The 22,007-nt window shown below is 75.4% G+C and carries 20 protein-coding genes; 8 read left to right on the top strand and 12 right to left on the bottom strand.

Features of this window, described 5'->3' with window-relative positions; translation table 11 throughout:
* On the top strand, positions 1-1,422 hold a 1,422-nt coding region (locus tag GTR02_RS07660), incomplete at its 5' end, for an FAD-binding oxidoreductase (RefSeq protein WP_166606889.1).
* Between the two features lie 33 nt (positions 1,423-1,455).
* On the opposite strand, the gene GTR02_RS07655 is transcribed toward GTR02_RS07660, so the two are convergent.
* The 3 genes from GTR02_RS07655 to GTR02_RS24290 all read right to left on the bottom strand — a co-directional run bounded on the left by GTR02_RS07655 (position 1,456) and on the right by GTR02_RS24290 (position 7,212).
* Entirely contained in the window at positions 1,456-3,078 is a 1,623-nt protein-coding gene (locus GTR02_RS07655) for a methyl-accepting chemotaxis protein (protein WP_166606888.1), read from the bottom strand.
* A 110-nt stretch (positions 3,079-3,188) separates the two neighbouring features.
* Positions 3,189-4,829 (bottom strand): EAL domain-containing protein, encoded by a 1,641-nt coding sequence (locus GTR02_RS07650; RefSeq protein ID WP_166606887.1) that lies wholly within the window; start codon positions 4,827-4,829, stop codon positions 3,189-3,191.
* A 7-nt stretch (positions 4,830-4,836) separates the two neighbouring features.
* The gene (locus tag GTR02_RS24290; protein ID WP_166606886.1) at positions 4,837-7,212 is read right to left on the bottom strand and encodes an EAL domain-containing protein; all 2,376 of its coding nucleotides are present in this window, start codon (positions 7,210-7,212) and stop codon (positions 4,837-4,839) included.
* A 218-nt stretch (positions 7,213-7,430) separates the two neighbouring features.
* On the opposite strand from GTR02_RS24290, the gene menE reads away from it, so the two are divergent.
* The 5 genes from menE (at position 7,431) to GTR02_RS07620 (ending at position 11,056) form a co-directional block, all read left to right on the top strand.
* Positions 7,431-8,681, top strand: coding sequence for an o-succinylbenzoate--CoA ligase (gene menE, locus GTR02_RS07640; RefSeq protein ID WP_166606885.1), 1,251 nt, complete (start codon positions 7,431-7,433; stop codon positions 8,679-8,681).
* A 37-nt stretch (positions 8,682-8,718) separates the two neighbouring features.
* A complete protein-coding gene (locus GTR02_RS07635; RefSeq protein ID WP_166606884.1) occupies positions 8,719-8,988 on the top strand; it encodes a PLDc N-terminal domain-containing protein in 270 nt (89 codons plus the stop codon).
* Between the two features lie 65 nt (positions 8,989-9,053).
* On the top strand, positions 9,054-9,983 hold the full coding sequence (locus GTR02_RS07630) for a 1,4-dihydroxy-2-naphthoate polyprenyltransferase (RefSeq protein WP_338073650.1): 930 nt from the start codon (positions 9,054-9,056) through the stop codon (positions 9,981-9,983).
* Entirely contained in the window at positions 9,980-10,711 is a 732-nt protein-coding gene (locus tag GTR02_RS07625; RefSeq protein ID WP_166606883.1) for a glutamine amidotransferase, read from the top strand. The genes GTR02_RS07630 and GTR02_RS07625 overlap by 4 nt, the downstream gene beginning before the upstream one ends.
* A gap of 36 nt (positions 10,712-10,747) precedes the next feature.
* Entirely contained in the window at positions 10,748-11,056 is a 309-nt protein-coding gene (locus tag GTR02_RS07620; RefSeq protein WP_166606882.1) for a hypothetical protein, read from the top strand.
* 29 nt (positions 11,057-11,085) lie between these two features.
* Here the strand turns inward: GTR02_RS07620 and GTR02_RS07615 are convergent, their stop codons facing one another.
* The 7 genes from GTR02_RS07615 to hemL are packed head-to-tail and all read right to left on the bottom strand — an operon-like array spanning position 11,086 to position 17,376.
* The gene (locus GTR02_RS07615; RefSeq protein WP_166606881.1) at positions 11,086-11,364 is read right to left on the bottom strand and encodes a DUF4229 domain-containing protein; all 279 of its coding nucleotides are present in this window, start codon (positions 11,362-11,364) and stop codon (positions 11,086-11,088) included.
* A gap of 3 nt (positions 11,365-11,367) precedes the next feature.
* Complete coding sequence (ccsB, locus tag GTR02_RS07610) at positions 11,368-12,363, bottom strand: c-type cytochrome biogenesis protein CcsB (protein ID WP_338073649.1); 996 nt, start codon at positions 12,361-12,363, stop codon at positions 11,368-11,370.
* Positions 12,360-14,072 carry a cytochrome c biogenesis protein ResB gene (resB, locus tag GTR02_RS07605; protein ID WP_166606880.1) on the bottom strand — a complete coding sequence of 571 codons (1,713 nt, stop codon included), beginning with the start codon at positions 14,070-14,072 and terminating at the stop codon, positions 12,360-12,362. Before resB ends, ccsB begins: the two co-directional genes overlap by 4 nt.
* Positions 14,072-14,803, bottom strand: a complete 732-nt coding sequence (locus GTR02_RS07600; RefSeq protein WP_240895265.1) for a cytochrome c biogenesis CcdA family protein — start codon at positions 14,801-14,803, stop codon at positions 14,072-14,074. The genes resB and GTR02_RS07600 overlap by 1 nt, the downstream gene beginning before the upstream one ends.
* Before the next feature lie 11 nt (positions 14,804-14,814).
* Complete coding sequence (locus GTR02_RS07595) at positions 14,815-15,390, bottom strand: redoxin family protein (protein WP_166606879.1); 576 nt, start codon at positions 15,388-15,390, stop codon at positions 14,815-14,817.
* Between the two features lies 1 nt (position 15,391).
* Positions 15,392-16,033, bottom strand: a complete 642-nt coding sequence (locus GTR02_RS07590; protein ID WP_166606878.1) for a histidine phosphatase family protein — start codon at positions 16,031-16,033, stop codon at positions 15,392-15,394.
* Positions 16,030-17,376, bottom strand: coding sequence for a glutamate-1-semialdehyde 2,1-aminomutase (hemL, locus tag GTR02_RS07585; RefSeq protein ID WP_166606877.1), 1,347 nt, complete (start codon positions 17,374-17,376; stop codon positions 16,030-16,032). The genes GTR02_RS07590 and hemL overlap by 4 nt, the downstream gene beginning before the upstream one ends.
* A 218-nt stretch (positions 17,377-17,594) precedes the next feature.
* Here hemL and GTR02_RS07580 point away from each other — a divergent pair, with 218 nt between their 5' ends.
* Positions 17,595-17,873: a hypothetical protein gene (locus tag GTR02_RS07580; protein WP_166606876.1), complete on the top strand. Its 279-nt coding sequence runs from the start codon at positions 17,595-17,597 to the stop codon at positions 17,871-17,873.
* Positions 17,874-17,931: 58 nt separating this feature from the next.
* Here the strand turns inward: GTR02_RS07580 and GTR02_RS07575 are convergent, their stop codons facing one another.
* Complete coding sequence (locus GTR02_RS07575) at positions 17,932-18,108, bottom strand: CsbD family protein (RefSeq protein ID WP_166606875.1); 177 nt, start codon at positions 18,106-18,108, stop codon at positions 17,932-17,934.
* Positions 18,109-18,253: 145 nt separating this feature from the next.
* On the opposite strand from GTR02_RS07575, the gene GTR02_RS07570 reads away from it, so the two are divergent.
* Positions 18,254-19,675 (top strand): APC family permease, encoded by a 1,422-nt coding sequence (locus GTR02_RS07570; RefSeq protein ID WP_338073648.1) that lies wholly within the window; start codon positions 18,254-18,256, stop codon positions 19,673-19,675.
* A 74-nt stretch (positions 19,676-19,749) separates the two neighbouring features.
* Here the strand turns inward: GTR02_RS07570 and katG are convergent, their stop codons facing one another.
* A complete protein-coding gene (gene katG / locus GTR02_RS07565; RefSeq protein WP_166606874.1) occupies positions 19,750-21,969 on the bottom strand; it encodes a catalase/peroxidase HPI in 2,220 nt (739 codons plus the stop codon).
* Positions 21,970-22,007 lie beyond the last annotated feature (38 nt).

Raw genomic sequence — 22,007 nt, 5'->3', positions numbered from 1 at the left:
GCCCCCACCCTCGAGGCGCTCGCGCGCCAGGTGTCCGGCGGCGTGGCCGTGCCCGGCGGCGCGGGGTACGACGCCGGCCGGCTGCTGTACAACCCGCGGTTCGCGGGGGCGTCGGCACCGCAGGGGATCGCGGCGTGCCGCAGCGCCGAGGACGTCGCCGCGTGCGTGCGGTTCGCGGCGGAGACCGGCACCGGTCTGCGGGTCCGGGCGGGCGGGCACTCCTACGGCGGCTTCTCGAGCGGGGACGGCCTGGTCGCGGACCTCTCCCCGATGGCCGGCGTCCACGTCGACCCGGCGGCCGGGACCGTGCGGATCGGCGCCGGTGCGCTGCTCGCCGACGTCTACGCGGCGCTCGGGGTGGCCGGCGCCGCCGTCGGGGCCGGCTCCTGCCCGACGGTCGGGTTCAGCGGCCTCGCGCTCGGCGGGGGTGTCGGCGTCTTCGCGCGCACGACCGGACTGACGTGCGACCAGGTCGTGGCCGCCGACGTCGTGACCGCCGACGGGCGGCGGCGCACGGTCGACGCCGACCCCGACTCCGACGCCGACGCCGACCTGTTCTGGGCGCTGCGCGGCGGGGGCGGCAGCCTGGCCGTGGTGACGGGCTGGACGGTGCGCACCACCCCCGCGCCCGCCGTCACGGTGTTCTCCCTGCGCTGGGGCTTCGAGCAGGCGGCCGCCGTCCTCGCGGCCTGGCAGCGGTGGGCGCCCAGCGCGCCGCGCGAGCTGTGGTCGACGGCCAAGGTGCTCACGGGGCCGGCCGGGGCCCGCGTGCAGGTGTCCGGGGCGTGGACCGGCACGGCCCCGCTCGACGGCCCGCTGCGCGGGTTGCTGCGGGAGCTGCCACCGCCCGCGGGCACGACCCGCCGCGCGCTGAGCTGCGCCGCGGCGATGGCCTGGGAGGCGGGGTGCGCGGGCCTCGACGCGACCGCCTGCACGGCGCGGGCCCTCGACGCGGAGCACCGGCAGCCGTTCGCCGCGACCTCCTCGATGCTCGCCGCCCCGCTGCCCGAGGAGGGCGTCGCGGCGCTCGTCGCCGCGGTCGCGGCCGTCGGCGAGGCCCCGCCTGCGGGGCTCGTGGAGGCCGGGGCGTCCTTCGACGCGCTCGGCGGCGCGGTGGGCGACGTGGCGGCGGACGCGACCGCGTTCCCGTGGCGGCAGGCGCTCGCGACCGTGCAGCACACGGCGACCTGGTCCGGCGCGGGCCGCGACGCCGCGGCGTTCGACCGCGTCGTGGCCTCGACCCGCACGGCACTCGCCCCGTGGACGTCGAGCGCCGCCTACCTGAACCACGCCGACCCCGCGCAACCGGAGTTCGCCACCGCCTGCTGGGGGGCGAACCTGCCGCGGTTGCGCAGGGTCAGGACCGCCGTGGACCCCGGCGGCGTGCTCTCGTTCCCGCAGGCCGTTCCCGCCCACGCCTGAGCGCGGACGGGAACCCCTGCGGCAGCACCGTTGTCAGACGCGGAACCGCGACACCAGGCTGCTGAGCTCGACCGAGGTGCGGGCCAGGTCGCTCGTGGCCTGGTGCGACTCGGTGACGGCCTGCGCCGTGCTGGCGGCCGCGTCGGCCACGCCCGCGATGTTCGTCGCGATGTCGCCCGAGGACGCCGCCGCGGCGGACACGTTGCGGTTCATCTCCGCGGTCGTGGCGGTCTGCTCCTCGACGGCCGAGGAGATCGTCAGCTGGAAGTCGTTGATGCGGGCGATGATCGTGGAGATCTCCTCGATGGCCAGCACCGCACCCGCGGAGTCGCCCTGGATGCTCTGCACCCGGCGGGAGATGTCCTCGGTGGCGCGCGCCGTCTGCTGCGCGAGCTCCTTGACCTCGCCGGCGACGACCGCGAACCCCTTGCCCGCGTCCCCGGCCCGGGCGGCCTCGATGGTCGCGTTCAGGGCCAGCAGGTTCGTCTGCTCCGCGATCGCGGTGATCGTCTTGATGACGGCACCGATCTCGCGGGAGGAGTCGCCCAGCGTCGTGATGGTCGCGGTGGTGGTCTGCGCGACGTTGACGGCCTCGGCCGCGACGCGGGCCGCCTCGGTGGTGCCGCTGGAGATCTCGCGGATCGAGGCGCCCATCTCCTCCGAGCCGGCCGCGACGGTCTGCACGTTGGCGGACACGACGTCGGCGGCCTGCGCGACAGCCCCGGCCTGCGCCGAGGTCTCCTCGGCGCCGGCGGCGATCTGGGTGGAGATGGCCGACATCTGCTGCGCGGCGGTCGAGACCCCGCCCGCGGCGCCGTTGATGGTCACGACCAGGTCCCGCAGCTGCACGAGCGCGGCGTCGAGGGACTGCGCGGTGATGCCGACCTCGTCACGGCTGGTGACCCCGGCGGTGCGGGTGAGGTCGCCCTCCTCGAGGCCCTGCGCGACGTGCTGGACCCGCGTGAGCCCGGCCACGATCCGGCGGGCGATGAGGGTCCCGATGACCAGCGCGGCGAGCAGCCCGACGACCTGGACCACGATGATGAGCAGGCGGCTCTCGACGTAGCCGTCGTGAGCGGTCTTCGCCGACGCGGCGGCGACGTCCTTCTCGCGGTCGATCATCGTGGTGAGCGCTTCCAGCATGACGTCGACGTGGGGCTGCGCCTCCGCGTCGCGGGTGGCCAGCCACGCGTCGAGGTCACCGCCGCGCGAGAGCGGCAGGAGCTTCTCGTCGCGGACGGTCGCGTACTCCGCGAGCGCGGTGCGGTAGTCCGCGAGCGCCTGCGCGCGGATCGGGGCGAGGCCGCGGGCCTCGTACGCGTCGGCGACCTCCGCGATCTCGGTCTCGTCCTTGACGATGGCCTGCTCGTAGGTGGCCATCCGCTCGGGGGAGTTCGCGATGGCGTGGTTGGCGACGTCGAGGCGCATCTGGATCGTGAGCCGGCGCAGCTTCGACGCCTGGTCGAGGCCGACGAAGCTGTCGGAGTACATGCTGGCGGCGGCGCGGTCGCTGGCGCCGAGGGCCTGGATGCCGACGACCCCGACGGTGACGCTGACCACGGCGGCGAGCACGATGGCCGCGAGGATCTTGGACTGGACGCCGAGGTCGCGGAAGGACCGTCGGCGCGGGGTGGACGCTGTCGTCGTCGTGGTCATGTCGTCTCCGGAGCTCGGGCCGCGATCCGTCACGCAGCATCCCTGCTCCTAGTGATCGGCAGCCGGCCGCCGACCTGAAGGGACCCTGGGAGGAAACGCGCGCCGGCTGCTCACGGGCCGGTGAGCGCCCGCTGCGCCAGGGAGGCCGCGAGCCGGCGGACGGAGGTCAGCACCTCGTCCAGCGGTTGCGGCCGGGCGTGCAGGAAGCCCTGCTGCGTCGGCGCGCCCATGCGGCGCAGCATCTGCGCCTGGCCCGCGGTCTCGACGCCCTCGGCCACGAGCCCCATGCCGGTGGCGGCCGCGAGGAGCACGAGACCCTCGACCAGGTCTCCCGTGCGCCGGTCGGTCTCGATGTCGCGCACGTAGGACCGGTCGATCTTGAAGGCCGTGAAGGGCCGGCGGCGCAGGTACGCCAGCGTCGCGTAGCCGGTGCCGAAGTCGTCGACGCACAGGAACGCACCCGCGGCGACGAGGGCGTCGAGGGCCTGCTGGGTGGCCGCGTCCTCCGCCACGAGGATGCTCTCCGTCATCTCGAGGACCAGCCGCTGCGGCGCCAGGCGCTGCACCGCCGTCAGCACGGCCGGCAGCAGCTCCGGGTCGACGAGCTGGGGGCCCGAGACGTTGACCGCGATGACCAGGTCGTGGCCCGCCGCGGACGCCAGTGCCGGGGCGTCCCGCACGGCCGTGGCGAGCACGCGGCGCCCGAGCTCGGCGATGAGCCCGTGCCGCTCGGCGAGGCCGATGAAGTCGTCGGGCGGCACCAGCTCGCCGTCGCGCCGCCAGCGCACGAGGCACTCCACCCCGGTCACGGCGGCCGTGTCGAGGTCCACCGTCGGCTGGTAGTGGACCTCCAGCTCGTCGGCGAGCCCGCGCTGGAGCCGGGCCGCCGCGAGCTCGTCGTCGCGGCGGGCGTCGACGGTGGAGGGGTCCCACACCCGCAGGCAGCCGCCCCCGGCGTTCTTGGCGGCCGTCATGGCCTGCTCGGCCGCGCGCATCAGGTCCGGCCCGCGGTCGGAGACCGTGGCCACGCCGATGCTCGCGCCGACCTGCGCGCGCAGCGACGGGCTGACCTCGACGGGGTCCGCGAGGACCGTCAGCAGCCGCGCAGCCACGTCGTCGGCGGCGCCCGCCTCGCGCAGCAGCACCGCGAACTCGTCGCCGCCGAGGCGCGCGAGCACGTCGCCCCCCCGCGTCGACTGCCGCAGCCGCAGCGCGACCTCGGCGAGCACCGCGTCCCCCGCGGCCCGGCCGTGCTCGGCGTTGAACCGGCGGAAGCCGTCGAGGCCCAGGTGCAGGACGGCGACGCCGGGCCCGCAGGCCCCCTCGCCGTCCGACCCCGCGCCCGACGACCCCGCCGCCGACCCCGCCGCCGACTCGGCGGCCGCGACGAGGTCGCTGAACGCCGCCCCGCCCGGCAGGCCCGTCACGGGGTCGCTGCCGGCCAGGTCGGCCAGCTGACGCAGCGCCTCCACGCGGCGGCGCGAACCCCGCGCGAGCGCCAGCAGGACCTCGCGGGCCGGGGTGTCGCGGGCCCCCGTGAACGGCCCGCCGGGCCCCCGGTCGACCCAGGCGCGCAGCAGGTCGTCCAGCTCGTCGGGGTGCTCGACGCGCTCGAGCTGGTGCACCGCGGCCTGCAGCTCGCGGACCTGGCGCCGCGACGCCCGCGCGCGCCGCTCGACCACGGCGACCAGGAGGGCCAGCACGAGCGCGACGACGGCCAGGGCGACGGCCACGCCGGTGCCCCCCGTCACGCCGGCCTCACGCGCTCAGGGGTCGCGCCCGCCGGCCGAGCAGCAGCTCGTGGACCTCCTCGACCGGGACGGGGGCGCAGTAGAGGTAGCCCTGCGCCAGGGGGCAGCCCATGCCCCGCAGGATCTCCGCCTGCTCGACGTGCTCGACGCCCTCCGCGACGACGGCCAGGTCCAGCGCCTGCCCCATCTTCACCATGCCCTCGACCAGCGCGCGGGCCGTGGGCTCGGTCGCGATGTCGCGCACGAAGCTGCGGTCGATCTTGAACGAGGAGAACGGCCGGTGCCGCAGGTAGCCGAGGGAGGAGAAGCCCGTGCCGAAGTCGTCGATGGTCAGCAGCGCCCCGGTCTCGGCGAGGTCGCGCAGGCTCGAGGCGCTGTCGTCCTCGATCATGACGCTCTCCGTCATCTCCAGGTGCAGCCGGCAGCCGCTGGCCGCCGTCTGGCGCACGGCCGCCGCGACGCGCTCGGTGAAGTCGGCGTGGCGCAGCTGGACCGGGGAGACGTTGACCATGAGGTCCAGCGGGCGGCCGGCGTGGCGCTGCAGCTGCTCGGCGTCGCGCGCCACGGTGCGCAGCACGGCGTCGCCGATCGCGATGACCGTCCCGCTGCGCTCGGCGAGGCCGATGAACTCGTCCGGGCCCACGAGGGGCTGCCCGCCGCGCCCCCGGTCGCGGCGCCAGCGGACCAGCGCCTCGAGGCCGACGACGTCGCCCGTCGGCAGGTCGACGATCGGCTGGTAGTGCACGACGAAGGCCTCGGCGGGGGTCTGCTGCAGGTCCTCGATGACCTGCAGGCGGGCGATCTCCTCCTCGAGCAGCTCGGGGCGGAACTCCACCCAGCGGTTCTTGCCCGTGGCCTTGGCCCGGTACATGGCGGTGTCGGCCTTGCGCAGCAGCATCCCGACGTCGTCGCCGGGGTGGGCGCGGCTGAGCCCGATGCTGCCCTGCACGCGCAGCACGTGGCCGCGCATGCGGACCTCCACGCGCAGCGCCATCAGCACGCGGCGGCACAGCCCGTCGACGTCGTTGCAGTCGGGCAGCAGGACGGCGAACTCGTCACCGCCCAGGCGCGCCACGGTGCTGCCGCCGCGCAGAGTGTCGCGCAGCCGCGTGCCGACCAGCCGCAGCAGCTCGTCGCCGGCCTCGTGGCCGAAGCGGTCGTTGACGCCCTTGAAGCCGTCGAGGTCGAGGTAGAGCACGACGAGGCGCTCGAGCCGCCCCGCGTCGCGCGCGCGCTCCAGCTCCACGGCCAGCCGCTCGGAGAACTGCAGCCGGTTCGGCAGCCCCGTCACGACGTCGCGCCGCGCGAGGCCGTGCATCTCCTCGCTCGCGCTGACGCGGAAGAACGCGGCCTCCCCGACCGAGGCCAGGGCCTCCAGCGCCCGCTGGTCGGCGAGGCGCTGCTGCGGGTCGCGGTGGCGCGGGGCCGTGACGTAGAGGACGACGCCGTCGCCCGCGACGACGGGCACCCCGATCTCGTCGTCCCCCGGGCGCACCGAGCGGACCATGGCGGACGGGGTCCCGGCGACCATCCGGGCGTGCTTCTGCAGGGCGCGGGCCAGGTCGGCGCGCCGGCCCTGCGTGTGCAGCGCGGTCGCCGCCTCGAACAGGGCCTCGGTGCGGCGGGCGACGTCGCGCGTGGTCCGCATGGTGCGGGTCGCGTACATGGTCACGAGCAGGGGGATGACGAGCAGCGCAGCCGCGACGGTGTGCAGCTCCTCCTCCACCAGCCCGCCGAGGTAACCGAGACCGCCGACGGCGATGGTGGCTCCGGCCCCCAGCCAGGCGCCGGGGTGGGCGAGCTCGGAGCGCAGGCTCGTGCGCTGCTGCACGGCCACCGACAGGGCGGAGACGCCGAAGTCGACGGCGAAGACGGCCAGGACGGCCGCCCCCACGCACAGCGCCTCCAGCAGCCCGGCGTCCAGGGCCACCGCGCGGTAGCGGCCGTCGACGACCTGCCCCGCGTCCAGGAGCGCGAGCATGCCGAGCAGGACGGGACCGACGAGCACGTTGATCGACGCGTTGAAGGTGCGGCTGACCCAGCTCTTCTGCTGCAGCAGGTTGGTGGGGACGCTGCACAGCACCCACGCGAGCAGCGCCGTCGCGGGCGGCGCGAAGCAGAGCAGGAAGACGAGCACCCCGACGTCGAACTGGATCTCGACGCCCGCGTGGCTCACGCTGAGCGGGAACGGGAAGCGGGTGAGCAGCTGCATGAGCGGCAGGCCGATGAGCAGGCAGGTGCCGAGCCGGCGCAGGTCACCGCTCTGGGCGTCCACCACGAACCACCAGACGGCGACGGCCGCGACGACGAGGGCCAGGCCGGCCACGGCGCCGTCGAAGACGACGCTGGCCACCGGGCGGCGGTCACGCACCCCAGAGCTCACGGACACCTCTTCCTCCAGTGGCGAGCGCGGCCCATCCTGACACTCCGAGCACGGCCGGTCACGCTCGATCAAGGGAAGACTGGGCTCTCTGGAGCGCTCAACCCAGCGATCTCACCCGACTGCGCGCGTCTCGCGGCTCACCGTAGTCACTCCAGCACCGTGAGTCCCACACGTCGGGTCGACGGCCCGGGGCTCCGCGACCCCCGTAGCGTGGCGTCGTGGTGGCCCGACGCCTGCTCAGCCCGCTGCCGGTGCCGGCGGGCGACGCCGTGCTCGGCCTCCTCCCCGTCCTCGCCCGCGCCCTGGCCGGCGAGGGCGACGCGCTGCTGCCGCACGCGGCGGACGGCGCCCCCGCGGCCCAGCTGCGGCCCGGCACCCCGCTCGACGACGGCGAGGACGATCCGCACGACCCGACCGCCGTCGTGGTCGCGACCTCGGGCTCGACCGGGACGGCCAAGGGTGCGCTGCTGGGTGCCGCCGCGCTGCGCGCCTCGGCCGCGGCCACCGCGCAGCGCCTGCTCCCCGGCCCCGGGGGCGTCGACGGCGACGGCGGGGCCGCCGCGCAGCAGTGGGTGCTGGCGCTGCCCGCCCAGCACGTCGCGGGCCTGCAGGTCCTTCTGCGCTCGGTGCGGGCCGGGACCGAGCCCGTCGTCGTCGACCTGAGCCGCGGCTTCACCCCCGCGGCCTTCGTCGCGGCCGCCGCCGCCTGCACCGCGCCGCACCGCCTCGTCTCGCTCGTGCCGACGCAGCTGGTGCGGCTGCTCGACGCCGGCCCCGAGCCGACCGCGGCGCTCGCGGGCTTCACCGCCGTCCTCGTCGGAGCGGCCGCCACGCCCCCCGCGCTGCTGGCGCGCGCCCGGGCCGCGGGCGTGGCGGTGCGCACCACGTACGGGTCGTCGGAGACGTGCGGGGGCTGCGTGTACGACGGCGTGCCCCTCGACGGGGTCGAGGCCGCGCTCGACGGCGGCCGGCTCGTGCTGGCGGGGGACGTCGTCGCCCGCGGCTACCGCGGCCGGCCGGGCGACGCGGCCTTCGGCACCACCGCCACCGGCCGGCGGCGCTTCCGCACCGACGACGCCGCGGTCCTCGACGCCGCGGGCCGGGTGCACGTGACCGGCCGCATGGACGACCTCATCACCACGGGCGGCCTGAAGGTCGCCCCGGGCCTCGTGGAGGCCGCGCTCGCCGAGCACCCGGACGTCGCCGAGGCCGTCGTCGTCGGCGTGCCCGACGAGGAGTGGGGCGAGCGCGTCGTCGCGTGCGTCGTGCCCGCGGCCGGCCGGGCGGCCCCCGGGCTCGCGGAGCTGCGCTCCCTGGTCGGCGCCCGCGTCTCGGCCGCGGCCGCCCCGCGCCAGCTCGTGCTGCTCGACCGGCTGCCGCTGCGCGGGCCGGGCAAGCCGGACCGGCGGCGGCTGCGGGAGGTGGCCGCCGCGGGAACAGCCGGGGCGCCCCGTTCGTCTTCGGGGTGACGGCACGAGGGGGTGCCGATGGAGGAGGTGTTCCCCGGTGCGCACCGTGCTGCCCGTGCTGCTGATCGTCGCCGTGACGGTCTACTGCCTCGTCAACTGCCTGCAGGCCGTCGACGGGGTCCGCACCCTGCCCCGCTGGGCGTGGGTGCTGCTGATCCTCCTGTTCCCCCCGGTCGGTGCGGTCGCCTACCTGCTCGCGGGGCGGCCCCAGGCCGGCCCCGGCACCGCGGGCGGGTTCCGCGGTGGTGGGCGTCCCCGGCCGCCGCGGGCCCCCGACGACGACGACGAGTTCCTCCGCGGGCTGTGAGCGCCCGGCCGTGCGAGTGACCCCGCCCGCGCGCGGCGGCGCACGGCGGGGCAGGCTGGACCCTCGTGGTCGACCCGTCTGAGCCCCTCGCACACCTGCCCGCCACGCCCCCGCGGCGCCGGGCCACCCCGGGCCAGTGGGTCTCCGCGGCCCGGCCGCGCACCCTGCCCGCCGCGATCACCCCCGTCCTCGTCGGCACGGGCGCCGCGGCCGCCGTGGACGGCGTGCGCTGGAGCACCGCCCTGCCGGCCCTCGTCGTGTCCCTCGCGCTGCAGGTCGGCGTGAACTACGCCAACGACTACTCCGACGGGGTCCGCGGCACCGACGACGACCGCGTCGGACCCTTCCGCCTCGTCGGCTCGGGGGCCGCCGAACCGCGGACCGTGCGCGACGCCGCGTTCGCGTGCTTCGCGGTGGCCGCGCTGGCCGGTCTCGCGGTCACCGCCCTGACCGGGGCGTGGTGGCTGCTGCTCGTCGGCGCCGCCGCCGTCGCGGCCGCCTGGTACTACACGGGCGGCAAGCGGCCCTACGGCTACGCGGGGCTGGGCGAGGTCTTCGTCTTCGTGTTCTTCGGCCTGGTCGCGGTCACGGGGACGACCTTCGTGCAGGCCGGCCGCGTCCCCGGCGAGTCCGTCGCGGGCGCCCTCTGCGTGGGCTTCCTCGCGTGCGCGATCCTCGTCGCCAACAACCTGCGCGACGTCCCCACCGACGCGGCCGTCGGCAAGCGCACGCTGGCCGTCCGGATGGGTGAGCACCGCAGCCGGCTGCTGTACGCGGGCCTCGTGGGCGGGGCCTTCGTCGCGGCCCTGGCCACCGCTCCGGGGCACCCCTGGGTGCTGCTCGTGCTGCTCGCGGGCGTCCTGGCCCAGCGTCCGCTGCGCACCGTCCTCGGCGGCGCGCGCGGCCGCGACCTCGTGCCCGTCCTGCAGCAGACGGGCCTGCTGGAGCTCCTGACGGGCGCCCTGCTCGCGCTGGGCCTGGCGCTGTCGCCGTGAAGCCGTTCCTGCTGCTGGCCACCCGCGCCGACGAGGACGTCGCGGCCGCGGAGCACGCGGCCGTGCTGCGCTACGGCGGCCTGGCCGAGGGCGACCTGGTGCGCGTCCGGCTGGAGCGCGGGCCGCTGCCCGCGGTCGACCTGGACGCGTTCTCGGGGATCGTCGTCGGCGGCAGCCCGTTCTGCACGAGCGACCCCGCCGAGGAGAAGGGCCCGACGCAGGTGCGCGTCGAGCACGAGCTCGCCGGGCTGCTCGACCGCGTGGTCGAGCAGGACGTCCCGTTCCTCGGCGCCTGCTACGGCGTCGGCACCCTCGGCGTGCACCAGGGCGGGGTCGTCGACCGCACGCACGGGGAGCCGATCGGGGCGGTGGACGTGACGCTGACCGACGCGGGCCGGGCCGACCCCCTCCTCGACGGGCTCCCGGACACGTTCCAGGCCTTCGTCGGCCACAAGGAGGCGCTGTCGGTGCCCCCGCCGCACGCGGTCGTGCTGGCGCGGTCGGCGACCTGCCCCGTGCAGGCGTTCCGGGTGCGGGAGAACTGCTACGCCACCCAGTTCCACCCCGAGCTGGACCTCGACGGCATCGTCCAGCGCGTGGCCGCCTACCGCGACGACGGGTACTTCCCGGCCGCGGAGCACGAGCGGGTGCTCGCGGACCTGCGCCGCTCCCGCGTCGAGGTCGCGCACCGGGTGCTGCGGAACTTCGTGGAGCGCTACCGCCGCTGAGGGGCCGTACGGTGTGCCCCATGACCGGGTGCACGCATGGGTGACGTCGACGTCCGGGCCGACGGGGAGCACCGCTACCTCGCCGCCATCACCACCACCGGGGGCCGGCGCACGGAGCACGTCGTGGCGTCGGACCCGCAGCTGCTGGCCGACCTGCGCATGACCGCGGCGGAGGAGCCCTTCCTCGTCCGCCAGGTGCTCGACGTGCTGGCCCGCGCGGCCGACGCGGCCGAGCAGGACGGTCCCGGAGCGGGGCTGCCCGACGTCATCGACCTGCGCGAGCTCGACCGCGAGCGCCCCGACCTGCTGGCCAGCCTGCCGCTGCGCGAGGGCACGCTGCCCTGACCGTCGAACCCTGATCCGCCAGACCCGGGCTAGCGGTCCTCGGCCTCGTTGTCGTCGTCGAGGCCCCGGCGGAACCCCGAGCGGGCCGCCGGGCCCTGGGCCTTGTCGATCCGGCCGTCGATGCGCCGCTGCAGCGCGGCCGCCATCTCCTCGCGCTGCCGGCGCAGCAGCACGAGCGAGACCAGCACGGACACGACGGCGGCCAGCAGCAGGCCCAGCCAGCTCTCGGCGCCGAGGGCGTCGAAGAGGACGAGGCACAGGGCGAAGATCCCCAGCCGCAGGACGGTGTACCGCAGCGCGACGCCCACCGCTCAGACCCCCGCGTAGGAGTGCAGGCCGGGGAAGAAGATGTTGACCACGAGGTAGTTGAACAGGATGCAGCCGAACGCGAGGCACGCCAGGTACGCGGCGCGGCGGCCGTCCCAGCCGCGCGTGGAGCGCGCGTGCAGGTAGCAGGCGTAGACGACCCAGATGATGAACGTCCACACCTCCTTGGAGTCCCAGTTCCAGTAGCGGTTCCAGGCCACCTGGGCCCACACGGCGCCCGCGATGAGGGTGAACGTCCACATGACGAACCCGACGGCCTGCAGCCGGAACGCGGTGCGCTCGAGCTCCACGGACCGGGGCAGGGCGTCCATGAAGGCGCCGCCGCGGACGTCGCCGCCCGCCGCGCGCCGGCTCTCGCGGCGCTCCTGCACGAGCTGGAGGACCACCGCGGAGAACCCGATGGTCGACAGCGCCGTGGCGAGGATCGCGACGAACACGTGGATGATCAGCCAGTAGCTGTCCAGGGCCGGCACGAGCTGCGCGGCGTCGACGTAGAACGTGCGCAGCGCGATGCCGAGGGTGGCCAGCACGGGAGCCGTGACGAAGACCCCGAGGTAGCGGGCGTCGCGGCCGCCGCCGAGGCCCGCGCGGTGCGCGCGCACGACCGCGACGAGGTAGGCGATCGCCACGACGCACGTCCCCGTGAGGGCGAACTCGTACATGTTGCCCCACGGCACGCGGTGCACCGAGACGCCGCGGGCGACGACCGAGCCCAGGTGCAGCAGGGTGGCCAGCACGAACAGCGAGGTGCCGACGGCCGCGGCGCGGCGCCGCCGCGGCGGGGCCTCGGGCCGGGTCCTCGTCAGCACCGCGGCCCCGCCGGCGGCGGCCGCCGCCTCGCGGCGCGCGGTCGCGCTGCGGATCTCCTTGCCGCCGTCGGCGAGGTCCGCGGCGTAGCTGATCATCGACCCCAGGTAGGCGGTCATCGCCGAGTAGAGCAGGACGTTGCTCAGTCCCGCGATGTTCTCGTCGATGGTCACGAGCCCTCCCCAGGCGTGCGTCCGGTCGTCATGTCCACGTGCTGCGAACCTCCATCGTCTCCTACCGGCGGGGCCGGCGTCGCCGCCTGCACGGCGGCGAGCAGGCCGTCGACCTCCTCGCGCAGTCCGGCGTCGTTGCCGCGCGCGAGCCCCGCGACCTCCAGCCGGCTCACCCCGGGGCGGCCGTCGACGGCCCGGACCCGGACCCAGACCCGCCGCCGCGGCACGAACAGCGACAGGATCAGGCCCGTCGCGGCCAGCAGGGCGAAGACGAGCGCCTCGCGCTGCCCCGGCGTGTGCCGGACGTCGAAGGACGCGAACCGCTCGACCGAGTCGAACGTCACCGTGCCGAGGCCCTGCGGCAGCTCGACCGACTGCCCGGGCACCAGCCGGATCGCGAAGGGGCGGCCCTGTCCGTCGCTCACCTGCGTCAGACGGCTGTCGTCGAGCTCGTAGACGTTCTGCGCGACGCCGTCGTCCAGGCCCAGGTCACCCGTGAAGGCGACCATGATCAGCAGCGGGTTCGCCAGGTCGGGGAACCCGGACACCGGGGTGCCCGACGCGTCGACGGTGGCCGAGGGCAGGAACACGCCCCGCAGGCCCACCTGGACCGGCTGCCCCGCGGCGTCGGTCGCGTCGGGGAGCTTCACGACGCCCGTCGAGTCGTAGTTCCCGGTCTGCGGCAGGAAGGGGACGGGCCCCGACTTCACGACCGCCCCCGAGCCGTCCCGGTAGGTGAGGACGGGCGCGTAGCCGTTGCCCGACAGCGAGATCTGCGTGCCGTCGAGCTCCGCGGGGTGGTTCACCTGGATCGTCTCGCGGCGCGGCGCCTGCCCCGGCGCGTCGGTGAGCGTCACGTCGGCCGCGAACTGGCGCGGCTCGCCGATCTGCGTCGTCTGCTGCGCCTCGAAGGCCACGTCCATGCCGTCCAGCGTCAGCGCGAACGGCGGGACGTCGTCGGCCGAGGCCCACACACCGCCGGAGAAGCTGTCCCACGACCCGGCCGTGCCGACCATGCCCGAGCCGACCGTGACGAGCCGCTGGCCGGAGTAGGAGAACAGCGAGCCCGCGGCGACGGCGATCAGCAGCCCCACCAGGGACAGGTGGAACAGCAGGTTCCCCGTCTCGCGGTGGTGCCCGCGCTCGGCGGCGACCGACCCGCCGCCGGTCTCGGGGTGCACGTCGAGGCGGAAGCGGCGCCGGCGCAGCGCGGCCCGGGCCGCCTCGAGCGCCTGCTCGGGCGGCGCCGCGACCTCGGCCTCGGCGTGCTCGGGCAGCCGGGACAGCCGCGCGGGGGTCCGCGGCGGGCGCGACCGCAGGGCCGCGAGGTGCACGCGGGCGCGCGGCAGGACGCAGCCGACGAGGGAGATGAACAGCAGCAGGTAGATCGCCGAGAACCAGACCGAGGAGTACACGTGGAACCCCTGCAGGCGGTCGACCCACGGCCCGGCGGTCGGGTGCTCCGCCCTCCACGTCGCGACGCCGGACGGGTCGTTGTTCTCCTGCGGGAACGTCGAGCCCGGCACCGCCGCGACGGCGAGCAGCATCAGCAGGAACAGCGCCGTCCGCATGCTCGTGAGCTGCCGCCAGCAGTAGCGCAGGAACTCCAGCGGGGCCAGCGGCGCGGCGCCGCCGGCGGGCCGGCCGTCCGCGCCGTCGCGGTAGCCGTCGCGCAGGTCGTCGAGGTGGGTGCCGTCGGTGGTCGCCATCAGATCACCGGCTCGAAACCGCTGATCGGGCCCTGCAGCAGCTGGGTGGCCGCGTCGAACGCGCCCGAGACGAGCAGGACGCCGATGACGACCAGGAGGACGCCCCCGAAGCGGTTGATGGCGCGCCGGTGCCGGCGGAACACGGCCAGCACGCGCATGCCGCGCGAGAACCCCAGGGCGAGGAGCACGAAGGGCAGGCCGAGACCGAGGCAGTAGGCGACGGCGAGGCCCGTGGAGCGGCCCTGGCTCGCGCTGGAGAACCCGAGGGCGACGATCGCGGAGAAGATCGGGCCGATGCACGGCGTCCAGCCGAGGCCGAACACGGCGCCCAGCACGGGGGCGCCCAGCAGGCCGGCCCGCGGCCGCCACCGGACCTTGACCTCGCGCTGCGCCCACAGCGGCTCCGCCAGGACGAGCGCGGCCATCGCCAGGACGAACACGCCGAGGACGCGCTGCAGGTCGCGGCTGTTGACCGCGAGCGCCGCCCCGACGCTGCCGGCCGTGAAGCTGATGAGGACGAACACCGCGGAGAACCCGACGACGAACAGCGCCGCACCCGCGGCCATCCGGCCGCGACGCCGGTCCTCGAGGTCGACCCCGCCCAGCCCGGTCACGTAGCCCAGGAACCCCGGCACGAGCGGCAGGACGCAGGGGGACAGGAACGACACGAGCCCGGCCAGGACGGCGAGCGGCACCGCGAGGGCGAGCGGCCCTCCGACGACGGTCTGCATCATGTCCCCGGTCACGCGGGCGCCCCCGCCGCGGCGCCGTCGATCAGGTCGCTGAGCGTCGTCTCGTCGATCGCCCCCGCGTACTGCGCGGCGACGAGGCCGCGGGCGTCCAGGACGATCGTCGTCGGCGTCGCGCGCGGGGCGACGCCGCGCAGCGCGAGCAGCGCGGCACCGTCGTCGTCGAGGACGGAGGGGTAGGTCACGCCGAAGCGCTGCTGGAAGGCGAGGACCCGGTCGGCGTCGTCGCGGCCGGTGTTGACGCCCACGAAGCTGGCGCGGCCCGCGTACTCCTGCGCGACCCGCTCGAGGACGGGCGCCTCCTCGCGGCACGGCGCGCAGTCGGCGAACCAGAGGTTCAGCACCACGGGCTTCCCGCGCAGCGCGGCGAGGTCGACGTCGTCGCCCTCGGCCGTGCGGCCGGCGAACGTCACGGTCGTCGTGCGCTCGGCCGCCGGGATCTCGGTGAAGGTGCCGTCGCCCTCGACGTAGCCGACGCTCGAGCTCGCGGGCAGGCCGTCGCCCCCGCTGCAGCCGGCGAGCAGGGCGACCACGGCCACGGCCGCGGCGGCGAGGGAGCGCGCGCGCACGTCAGGCCCCCGGGACGGGGTCGGCGCCGACGAGCAGGTCCGCGCAGGGCTCCTGGTAGGAGACGGCCACGAGCGCGCGGCCCGCGAACTCCAGCGAGGTGATGGACGCCAGCGCGCACTGCCGGCGGCGCGGGTCGTGCCACAGCGGCCGCTCCTCGGCGCGCAGCCGCGTCACCCACACGGGCAGCTGGTGGCTGACGAGGACGCTCTCGCGGCCGGGGAACGCGTCGCGCGCGTCGCGGACGGTGGCGCTCATCCGCGCGGCCTGCGCGGCGTAGGGCTCACCCCAGCTGGGCCGCAGCGGGTTGGCCAGGCGCGGCCAGACGCGCGGGTCGCGCAGCGATCCGCGCCCCTCGTCGATGCGGGCGCCCTCGAAGGCGTTGCCGGCCTCGATGATCCGCGGGTCGGTGCCCAGCGGCAGGCCCAGGCCGTCGGCGATGGGCGTCGCCGTCTCCTGCGCGCGCAGCAGCGGGGAGGCCGTCACCGACGCCACGTCGCGGCCCGCGAAGTGCAGGCCCAGGCGCACCGCCATCGCCTCGCCGCGCCCGGACAGGTGGAAGCCGGGCAGCCGCCCGTACAGGACGCGGTCGGGGTTGTGGACCTCGCCGTGGCGGACGAGGTGCACGACGGTGCGCGCCGTCACAGCGACCCGCTCCCCGCCGCGGCCGCGCGGGCCGCGTGCGGCAGGGCGTCCAGCACGCGGTCGACGGCCGCGTCGTCGTGGCTGGCCGACAGGAACCACGCTTCGAACGCGCTGGGCGGCAGGTGGACGCCGCGGTCGAGCATGGCGTGGAAGAAGGCCCGGAAGGCGCCGAGGTCCTGGCGGCGGGCCTGGTCGTAGTCGTGCACCGCGTCCAGGCCGGTGAAGAAGAGGCTGAACATGCTGCCCGCGGTGTTCACGACGTGCGGGACGCCCGCGGCGGACAGCGCCGCGCTGGCCGCGTCGCGCACGACGGCGGCCGTGCGGTCGACGGCCGCGTAGACCTCGGGCGTGCACAGCCGCAGCGTCGTGAGCCCCGCGGCCGTCGCGACGGGGTTCCCGGACAGGGTGCCCGCCTGGTAGACGGGGCCCGCGGGCGCGAGGTGGGCCATGACGTCGGCGCGCCCCCCGAAGGCGGCCGCGGGGAAGCCGCCGCCCATGACCTTGCCGAAGGTCAGCAGGTCGGGGGCGTGCTGGAGACCCAGGCCCTCGTGGCCGTACCAGCCGGCGGCGGAGACCCGGAAGCCCGTCATGACCTCGTCGGAGACCAGCAGGGCGCCGTGCTCACGGGTCACGCGGCGCAGCTCCGCCGTGAACCCGGGGTCGGGGCGGACCACGCCCATGTTGCCCGCCGCGGCCTCGGTGATGACGCACGCGATGCGGTCGCCGTGCGCGGCGAAGACCTCGGCGAGCGCCGCCGGGTCGTTGTACGGCAGGACGACGGTGTCGGCGGCCGAGGCGCCGGTGACGCCGGGGGTGTCGGGCAGCGCGAACGTCGCGAGCCCGGAGCCCGCGCTGGCCAGCAGCGCGTCGACGTGGCCGTGGTAGTGCCCCGCGAACTTCACGACGACGGGACGGCCCGTGAACCCGCGGGCCAGGCGGATCGCGCTCATCGTCGCCTCGGTGCCCGAGCTGACCAGGCGCAGCTGCTCGACGGGCTCGACGCGCGCGACGATCTCCTCGGCGAGCAGCACCTCGCGCTCGGTCGGTGTGCCGTAGGAGAAGCCGTGCTGCGCGGCCTCGGTCACCGCGGCCAGGACCTCGGGGTGCGCGTGGCCGAGGATCATCGGCCCCCAGGAGCACAGCAGGTCGACGTACTCGTTGCCGTCGACGTCCGTCAGGTACGGCCCGCGGGCGCTCGCGACGAACCGCGGCGTGCCCCCGACGGCGCGGAAGGCGCGCACCGGGGAGTTGACGCCGCCGGGGATGACCCGGCCGGCCCGCTCGAACAGGGCCTGGGAGGTCGCTGGAACGGTCGTCGTCGGAGCGGCGGAGGACGCGGTCACGACGTCCAGTGTCGCAAGTCCTGGGCCCGGCGCGCGCCCCAGGGGGTCTACGACAGCGCGTCGTGACAGACCTCACGGCGCGTGTCGTCCGGCATGTCGGGCCCGACCCGCGGAACCGGTGGCCCGCCCCCCTGGGCAGGGCGGCCGCCAGCGCCCACACTGCTGCCGTCCGGGCCCCCGCCCGGCGCCACCGCCTCACCACCAGGCTGGAGCACCCCGTGAGCGACCTGCACTCCGCACCCATCGTGTCCGGGCTCGGCTACGCCGTCGAGGACGTCGCCGGCACGCCGCCCCGCAGCTTCGAGGACTTCCGCGGGGAGGTGTCCTTCTCCGTCCGCGCCGGTGAGCACGCCCACGACGTCGTCGGGATCGGCGAAGCCTCCGGCGAGGGGGCCACCGTGCACGAGAAGATGGGCGGCCCCGGCGGCAAGGACGTCCGCACGTGGCGCATCACGCGCGCCGACGGCGGGTTCGTCGCCGAGCACGTCCTGCACTGACCGCGCCCGGACGCGACGAGGGGCCGGCCCCTCGTCGGGCCGGCCCCTCGTCGGTCGATCACTTGCCGTCGAGCGCGTCCTTCGTCTTCTCCACGCTCTGGCGGGCCGACCCCATGGTCTGGTCCTTCTCGCCCTGCGCGGTGAGCTCGGCATCGTCGGTCTTCCTGCCGACGGCCTCCTCGGCCTTGCCGACGGTCTGCTGGACGACGTTCTTGGCCTTGTCGGCGATGGACATGCCCGCTCCTTCTCGACGGTGGTGCCGGTCGTTCCCGGCTCCTGCACCGTAGGTTCCGGACGCGGGAGGCGCGCGGTGACACCCCTGCGGCCGCCGGTCTGCTTCGCTGGGTCCCCGCCGCACCGCCACTCCCCCGAGGTGACCCGTGAGCAGTCCCCAGACCACGACGTCGTCGCCGGCGCGCCTCCAGGGCCGCCTGGGGACGGGATCCATCGTCTTCATGGTGATCGCGGCCGCCGCGCCCCTCACCGTCGTCGGCGGCAACGTGCCGCTCGCGGTCGCCGGGGGCAACGGCGTGGGCGCTCCCGCGGGGTTCGTCCTGGCGGCGGCGGTCCTGCTCGTGTTCTCCGTCGGCTTCGTGACCCTGACCCCGCACGTCCGCGAGGCCGGGGCGTTCTTCTCCTACGTCACCGCGGGTCTGGGGTCGCGGGCCGGCCTGGGGACGGCGTTCACCGCCCTCGTCGCCTACACGGCCATCCAGGTGGGCGTGTACGGGTACGCGGGGTGGGCCGTCGACGACCTCGTGCAGCACTTCGGCGGCCCGGAACTGCCCTGGTGGCTCTACTCCTCCGCCCTGCTCGCCGTCGTCGCCCTGCTCGGCTACCGCCACATCGAGCTCAGCGCCCGCGTGCTCGGCGTCGCGCTCGTCGCCGAGATCGCCGTGGTGGTGCTGCTGGACTTGGTGGTCCTGGGCCGTGGCGGCCGCGACGGGCTCGTGATGGAGAGCTTCGCCCCGGCGAACGTCCTCAGCCCGCAGCTCGGCGTCGCGGTGCTGTTCGCGCTGACCGGCTTCATCGGGTTCGAGGCCACCGCGGTGTTCCGCGACGAGGCCCGCGACCTCGAGCGCACGATCCCCCGGGCCACCTACCTGGCGGTCCTCGTCATCGGCGTCTTCTACGCGGTCTCCTGCTGGGCGCTCATCACGGCGGTGGGAGCGGCCGACGCGGTGGCGGTCGCCGAGCGCACGCTGGCCGGCGAGGGGAACCTCCTGCTGGACACGACCGAGGACTACCTCGGGCCGGTCCTGCGCGACGTCGTCCAGGTGCTGCTGGTGACCAGCCTGTTCGCGTGCGTCCTGTCCTTCCACAACGTCCTGGCGCGCTACCAGTTCACCCTCGCCGGCAAGGGCGTCCTGCCGCGGGGCCTGGCCCAGCGCCACGAGCGGCACGCCGCCCCGTCGACCGCCTCCCTGGTGCAGACGGTGACGGCGGCCGTGGTCCTGGCCGTCCTGGCGCTCCTCGGTCTCGACCCGCTCGTCGGCGTCTTCGGTTCCATGGCGGGGGTCGCGACGGTCGGGATGGTGCTGCTCATGCTGACGACGTCGATCGCCGTGCTGGTGTTCTTCGCGCGCCACCCGGGCGCCTCGTCCCGGGGACGCGCCTCGACCGTCCTCGCGCCGGTGCTCGCGGTGTCGGGACTGCTCGCCTGCCTGTGGCTCGTGCTCTCGAACTTCCCGCTGGTCACGGGGGGCACCGTCCTGGTCAGCACCCTCCTCGCCCTCGTCCCCGCGGTGGCCTTCGCCGCGGGCGTGCTGGCCGGGGGTCGGTTCCGGCTCGCCGACGACTGACGAACGGACGCCCCGGCCCGCGGGTGCGGGCCGGGGCGTCCGGACGAGGTCGCTGCCGACCTGAATGGGCGGGACTACCGGTGCAGGTCGAAGCGGTCGAGCTCCATGACCTTCACCCAGGCGGCGGCGAAGTCGCGCACGAACAGCTCGTGCGCGTCGTCCCCGGCGTAGACCTCGACGATGCCGCGGAGGATGGAGTTGGAGTTGAACACCAGGTCCACCGCGGTCGCCGTGCGCACGACGCTGCCGTCGGCGCCCAGGCCCTCGTAGACGCCCTCGTCGGCGGCCGACGTGCGCCACTGGACCCCGAGGTCGAGCAGGTTGCGGAAGAAGTCCTGCGACAGGACGCCCGGGGTGTCGGTGAACACGCCGTGCGCCACGCCGCCGGTGTTGGCGCCGAGGACCCGCAGGCCGCCGACGAGCACCGTCATCTCCTTGGGCGTCATCTGCAGCAGGTAGGCGCGGTCGAGCAGGAGCGTCTCGGGGTGCAGCTTGCTGCCCGGGTCGATCCAGTTGCGGAACCCGTCGGCACGCGGTTCGAGCCAGCGGAAGTTGTCCACGTCCGTCTGCTCCTGCGAGGCGTCCGTGCGGCCCGGCGAGAAGGGCACGGTGACCGGCACCCCGGCGTCGGCCGCGGCCTTCTCGACCGCCGCGGTGCCCGCGAGGACGATGAGGTCGGCGAGGGACACCGTCCGGCCGGTCTCCGCCGCGAACTCGCCGCGGACCCGCTCGAGGACGGGCAGGACGTCGGTGACGCCCGCGTTGACGGCCCAGTCGACCTGCGGCTGCAGGCGCAGGCGCGCGCCGTTGGCGCCGCCCCGCTTGTCGGTGCCGCGGAACGACGCGGCGGCCGACCAGGCCGTGTGCACGAGCTGCGACACGGTCGGCCCGGCGGTGAGCAGGCGCTGCTTGAGGTCGGCGACGTCGGCGTCGGAGAGGAGGTCGCCCTCGACGGCCGGCGTCGGGTCCTGCCACACGAGCTCCTCGGCCGGGACGTCCGGGCCGAGGTAGCGGGTGCGCGGGCCCATGTCGCGGTGCAGCAGCTTGAACCAGGCGCGCGCGTAGGCGTCGGCGAAGTGCTCCGGGTCGCGGTAGAAGCGCTCGGAGATCTCGCGGAACGCCGGGTCGGCCATGAGCGCGAGGTCGGTCGTGGCCATCATCGGCGCGTTCCGCTTGCCCTCGACGTGCGCGTCGGGGACGAGTTCCTGCGCCTCGGGGTTCTTCGGCTTCCACTGCTTGGCCCCGGCGGGGCTCTCGGTCAGCTCCCACTCGTAGCTGAACAGCATCTCGAAGTAGGTGTTGTCCCAGGTGGTCGGCGTGGGCGTCCAGGCGCCCTCGAGACCGCTGGTGATGGTGTCGGCGCCCTTGCCCGTGCCGAACTCGTTCTTCCAGCCCAACCCGTTGCCGTGCACGGGGCAGCCCTCGGGCTCGGGGCCGACGAGCTCGGGGTTGCCCGCGCCGTGGGTCTTGCCGAACGTGTGGCCACCCGCGATGAGGGCGACGGTCTCCTCGTCGTTCATGCCCATCCGGCCGAACGTGACGCGGATGTCGTGGGCGGAGGCGAGCGGGTCGGGCCGGCCCTTCGGGCCCTCGGGGTTCACGTAGATCAGGCCCATGGTGACGGCCGCGAGGTGACCCTCGTCGAGGTCGAGCGGCTGGTCGTCGGTGTAGCGCTCGTCGCCGAGCCAGGTGTCCTCCGGGCCCCAGAACACCTCGCCGGGCTGCCAGTTGTCCGGGCGCCCGAACGCGAACCCGAAGGTCTTCAGGCCCATGTCGTCGTGCGCGACGTTGCCGGCCAGGACCAGGAGGTCGGCCCAGGAGATCTTGCGGCCGTACTTCTGCTTGATCGGCAGCAGGAGGCGGCGGGCCTTGTCGAGGTTGGCGTTGTCGGGCCAGCTGTTCAGGGGCGCGAAGCGCTGCCCGCCCTCGCCGCCGCCGCCGCGGCCGTCGGCGATGCGGTAGGTGCCGGCCGCGTGCCACGACATGCGGATGAACAGCGGGCCGTAGTGGCCCCAGTCGGCCGGCCACCAGTCCTGCGAGGTGTGCATGACCTCGACGAGGTCGCGCTTGAGCGCCTCGACGTCGAGCTTCGCGAACTCGGCCGCGTAGTCGAAGTCCGCGCCCAGCGGGTCGGAGTCCTTCGACGGCTTGTTCAGCACCGACAGGTCGATCTGGTTCGGCCACCAGTCGCGCGTGGTGCGGGGACGCCCGTCGGTCGCCGCGGTCGGCGCGGGGATCGCCGGGTTCTCGCTCTCGCTGGTGCTGTGGGACGTGCTCTTGTCGAGTTCGGTCACGACGAACCTCTCTGGGCGGGACGGCGGCTGGCGGGGAG

This window comes from Kineococcus siccus, assembly GCF_009906795.1.
GTDB classification, from domain to species: Bacteria; Actinomycetota; Actinomycetes; order Actinomycetales; family Kineococcaceae; genus Kineococcus; species Kineococcus siccus.
This window is presented reverse-complemented; position numbering and strand designations above follow the sequence as displayed.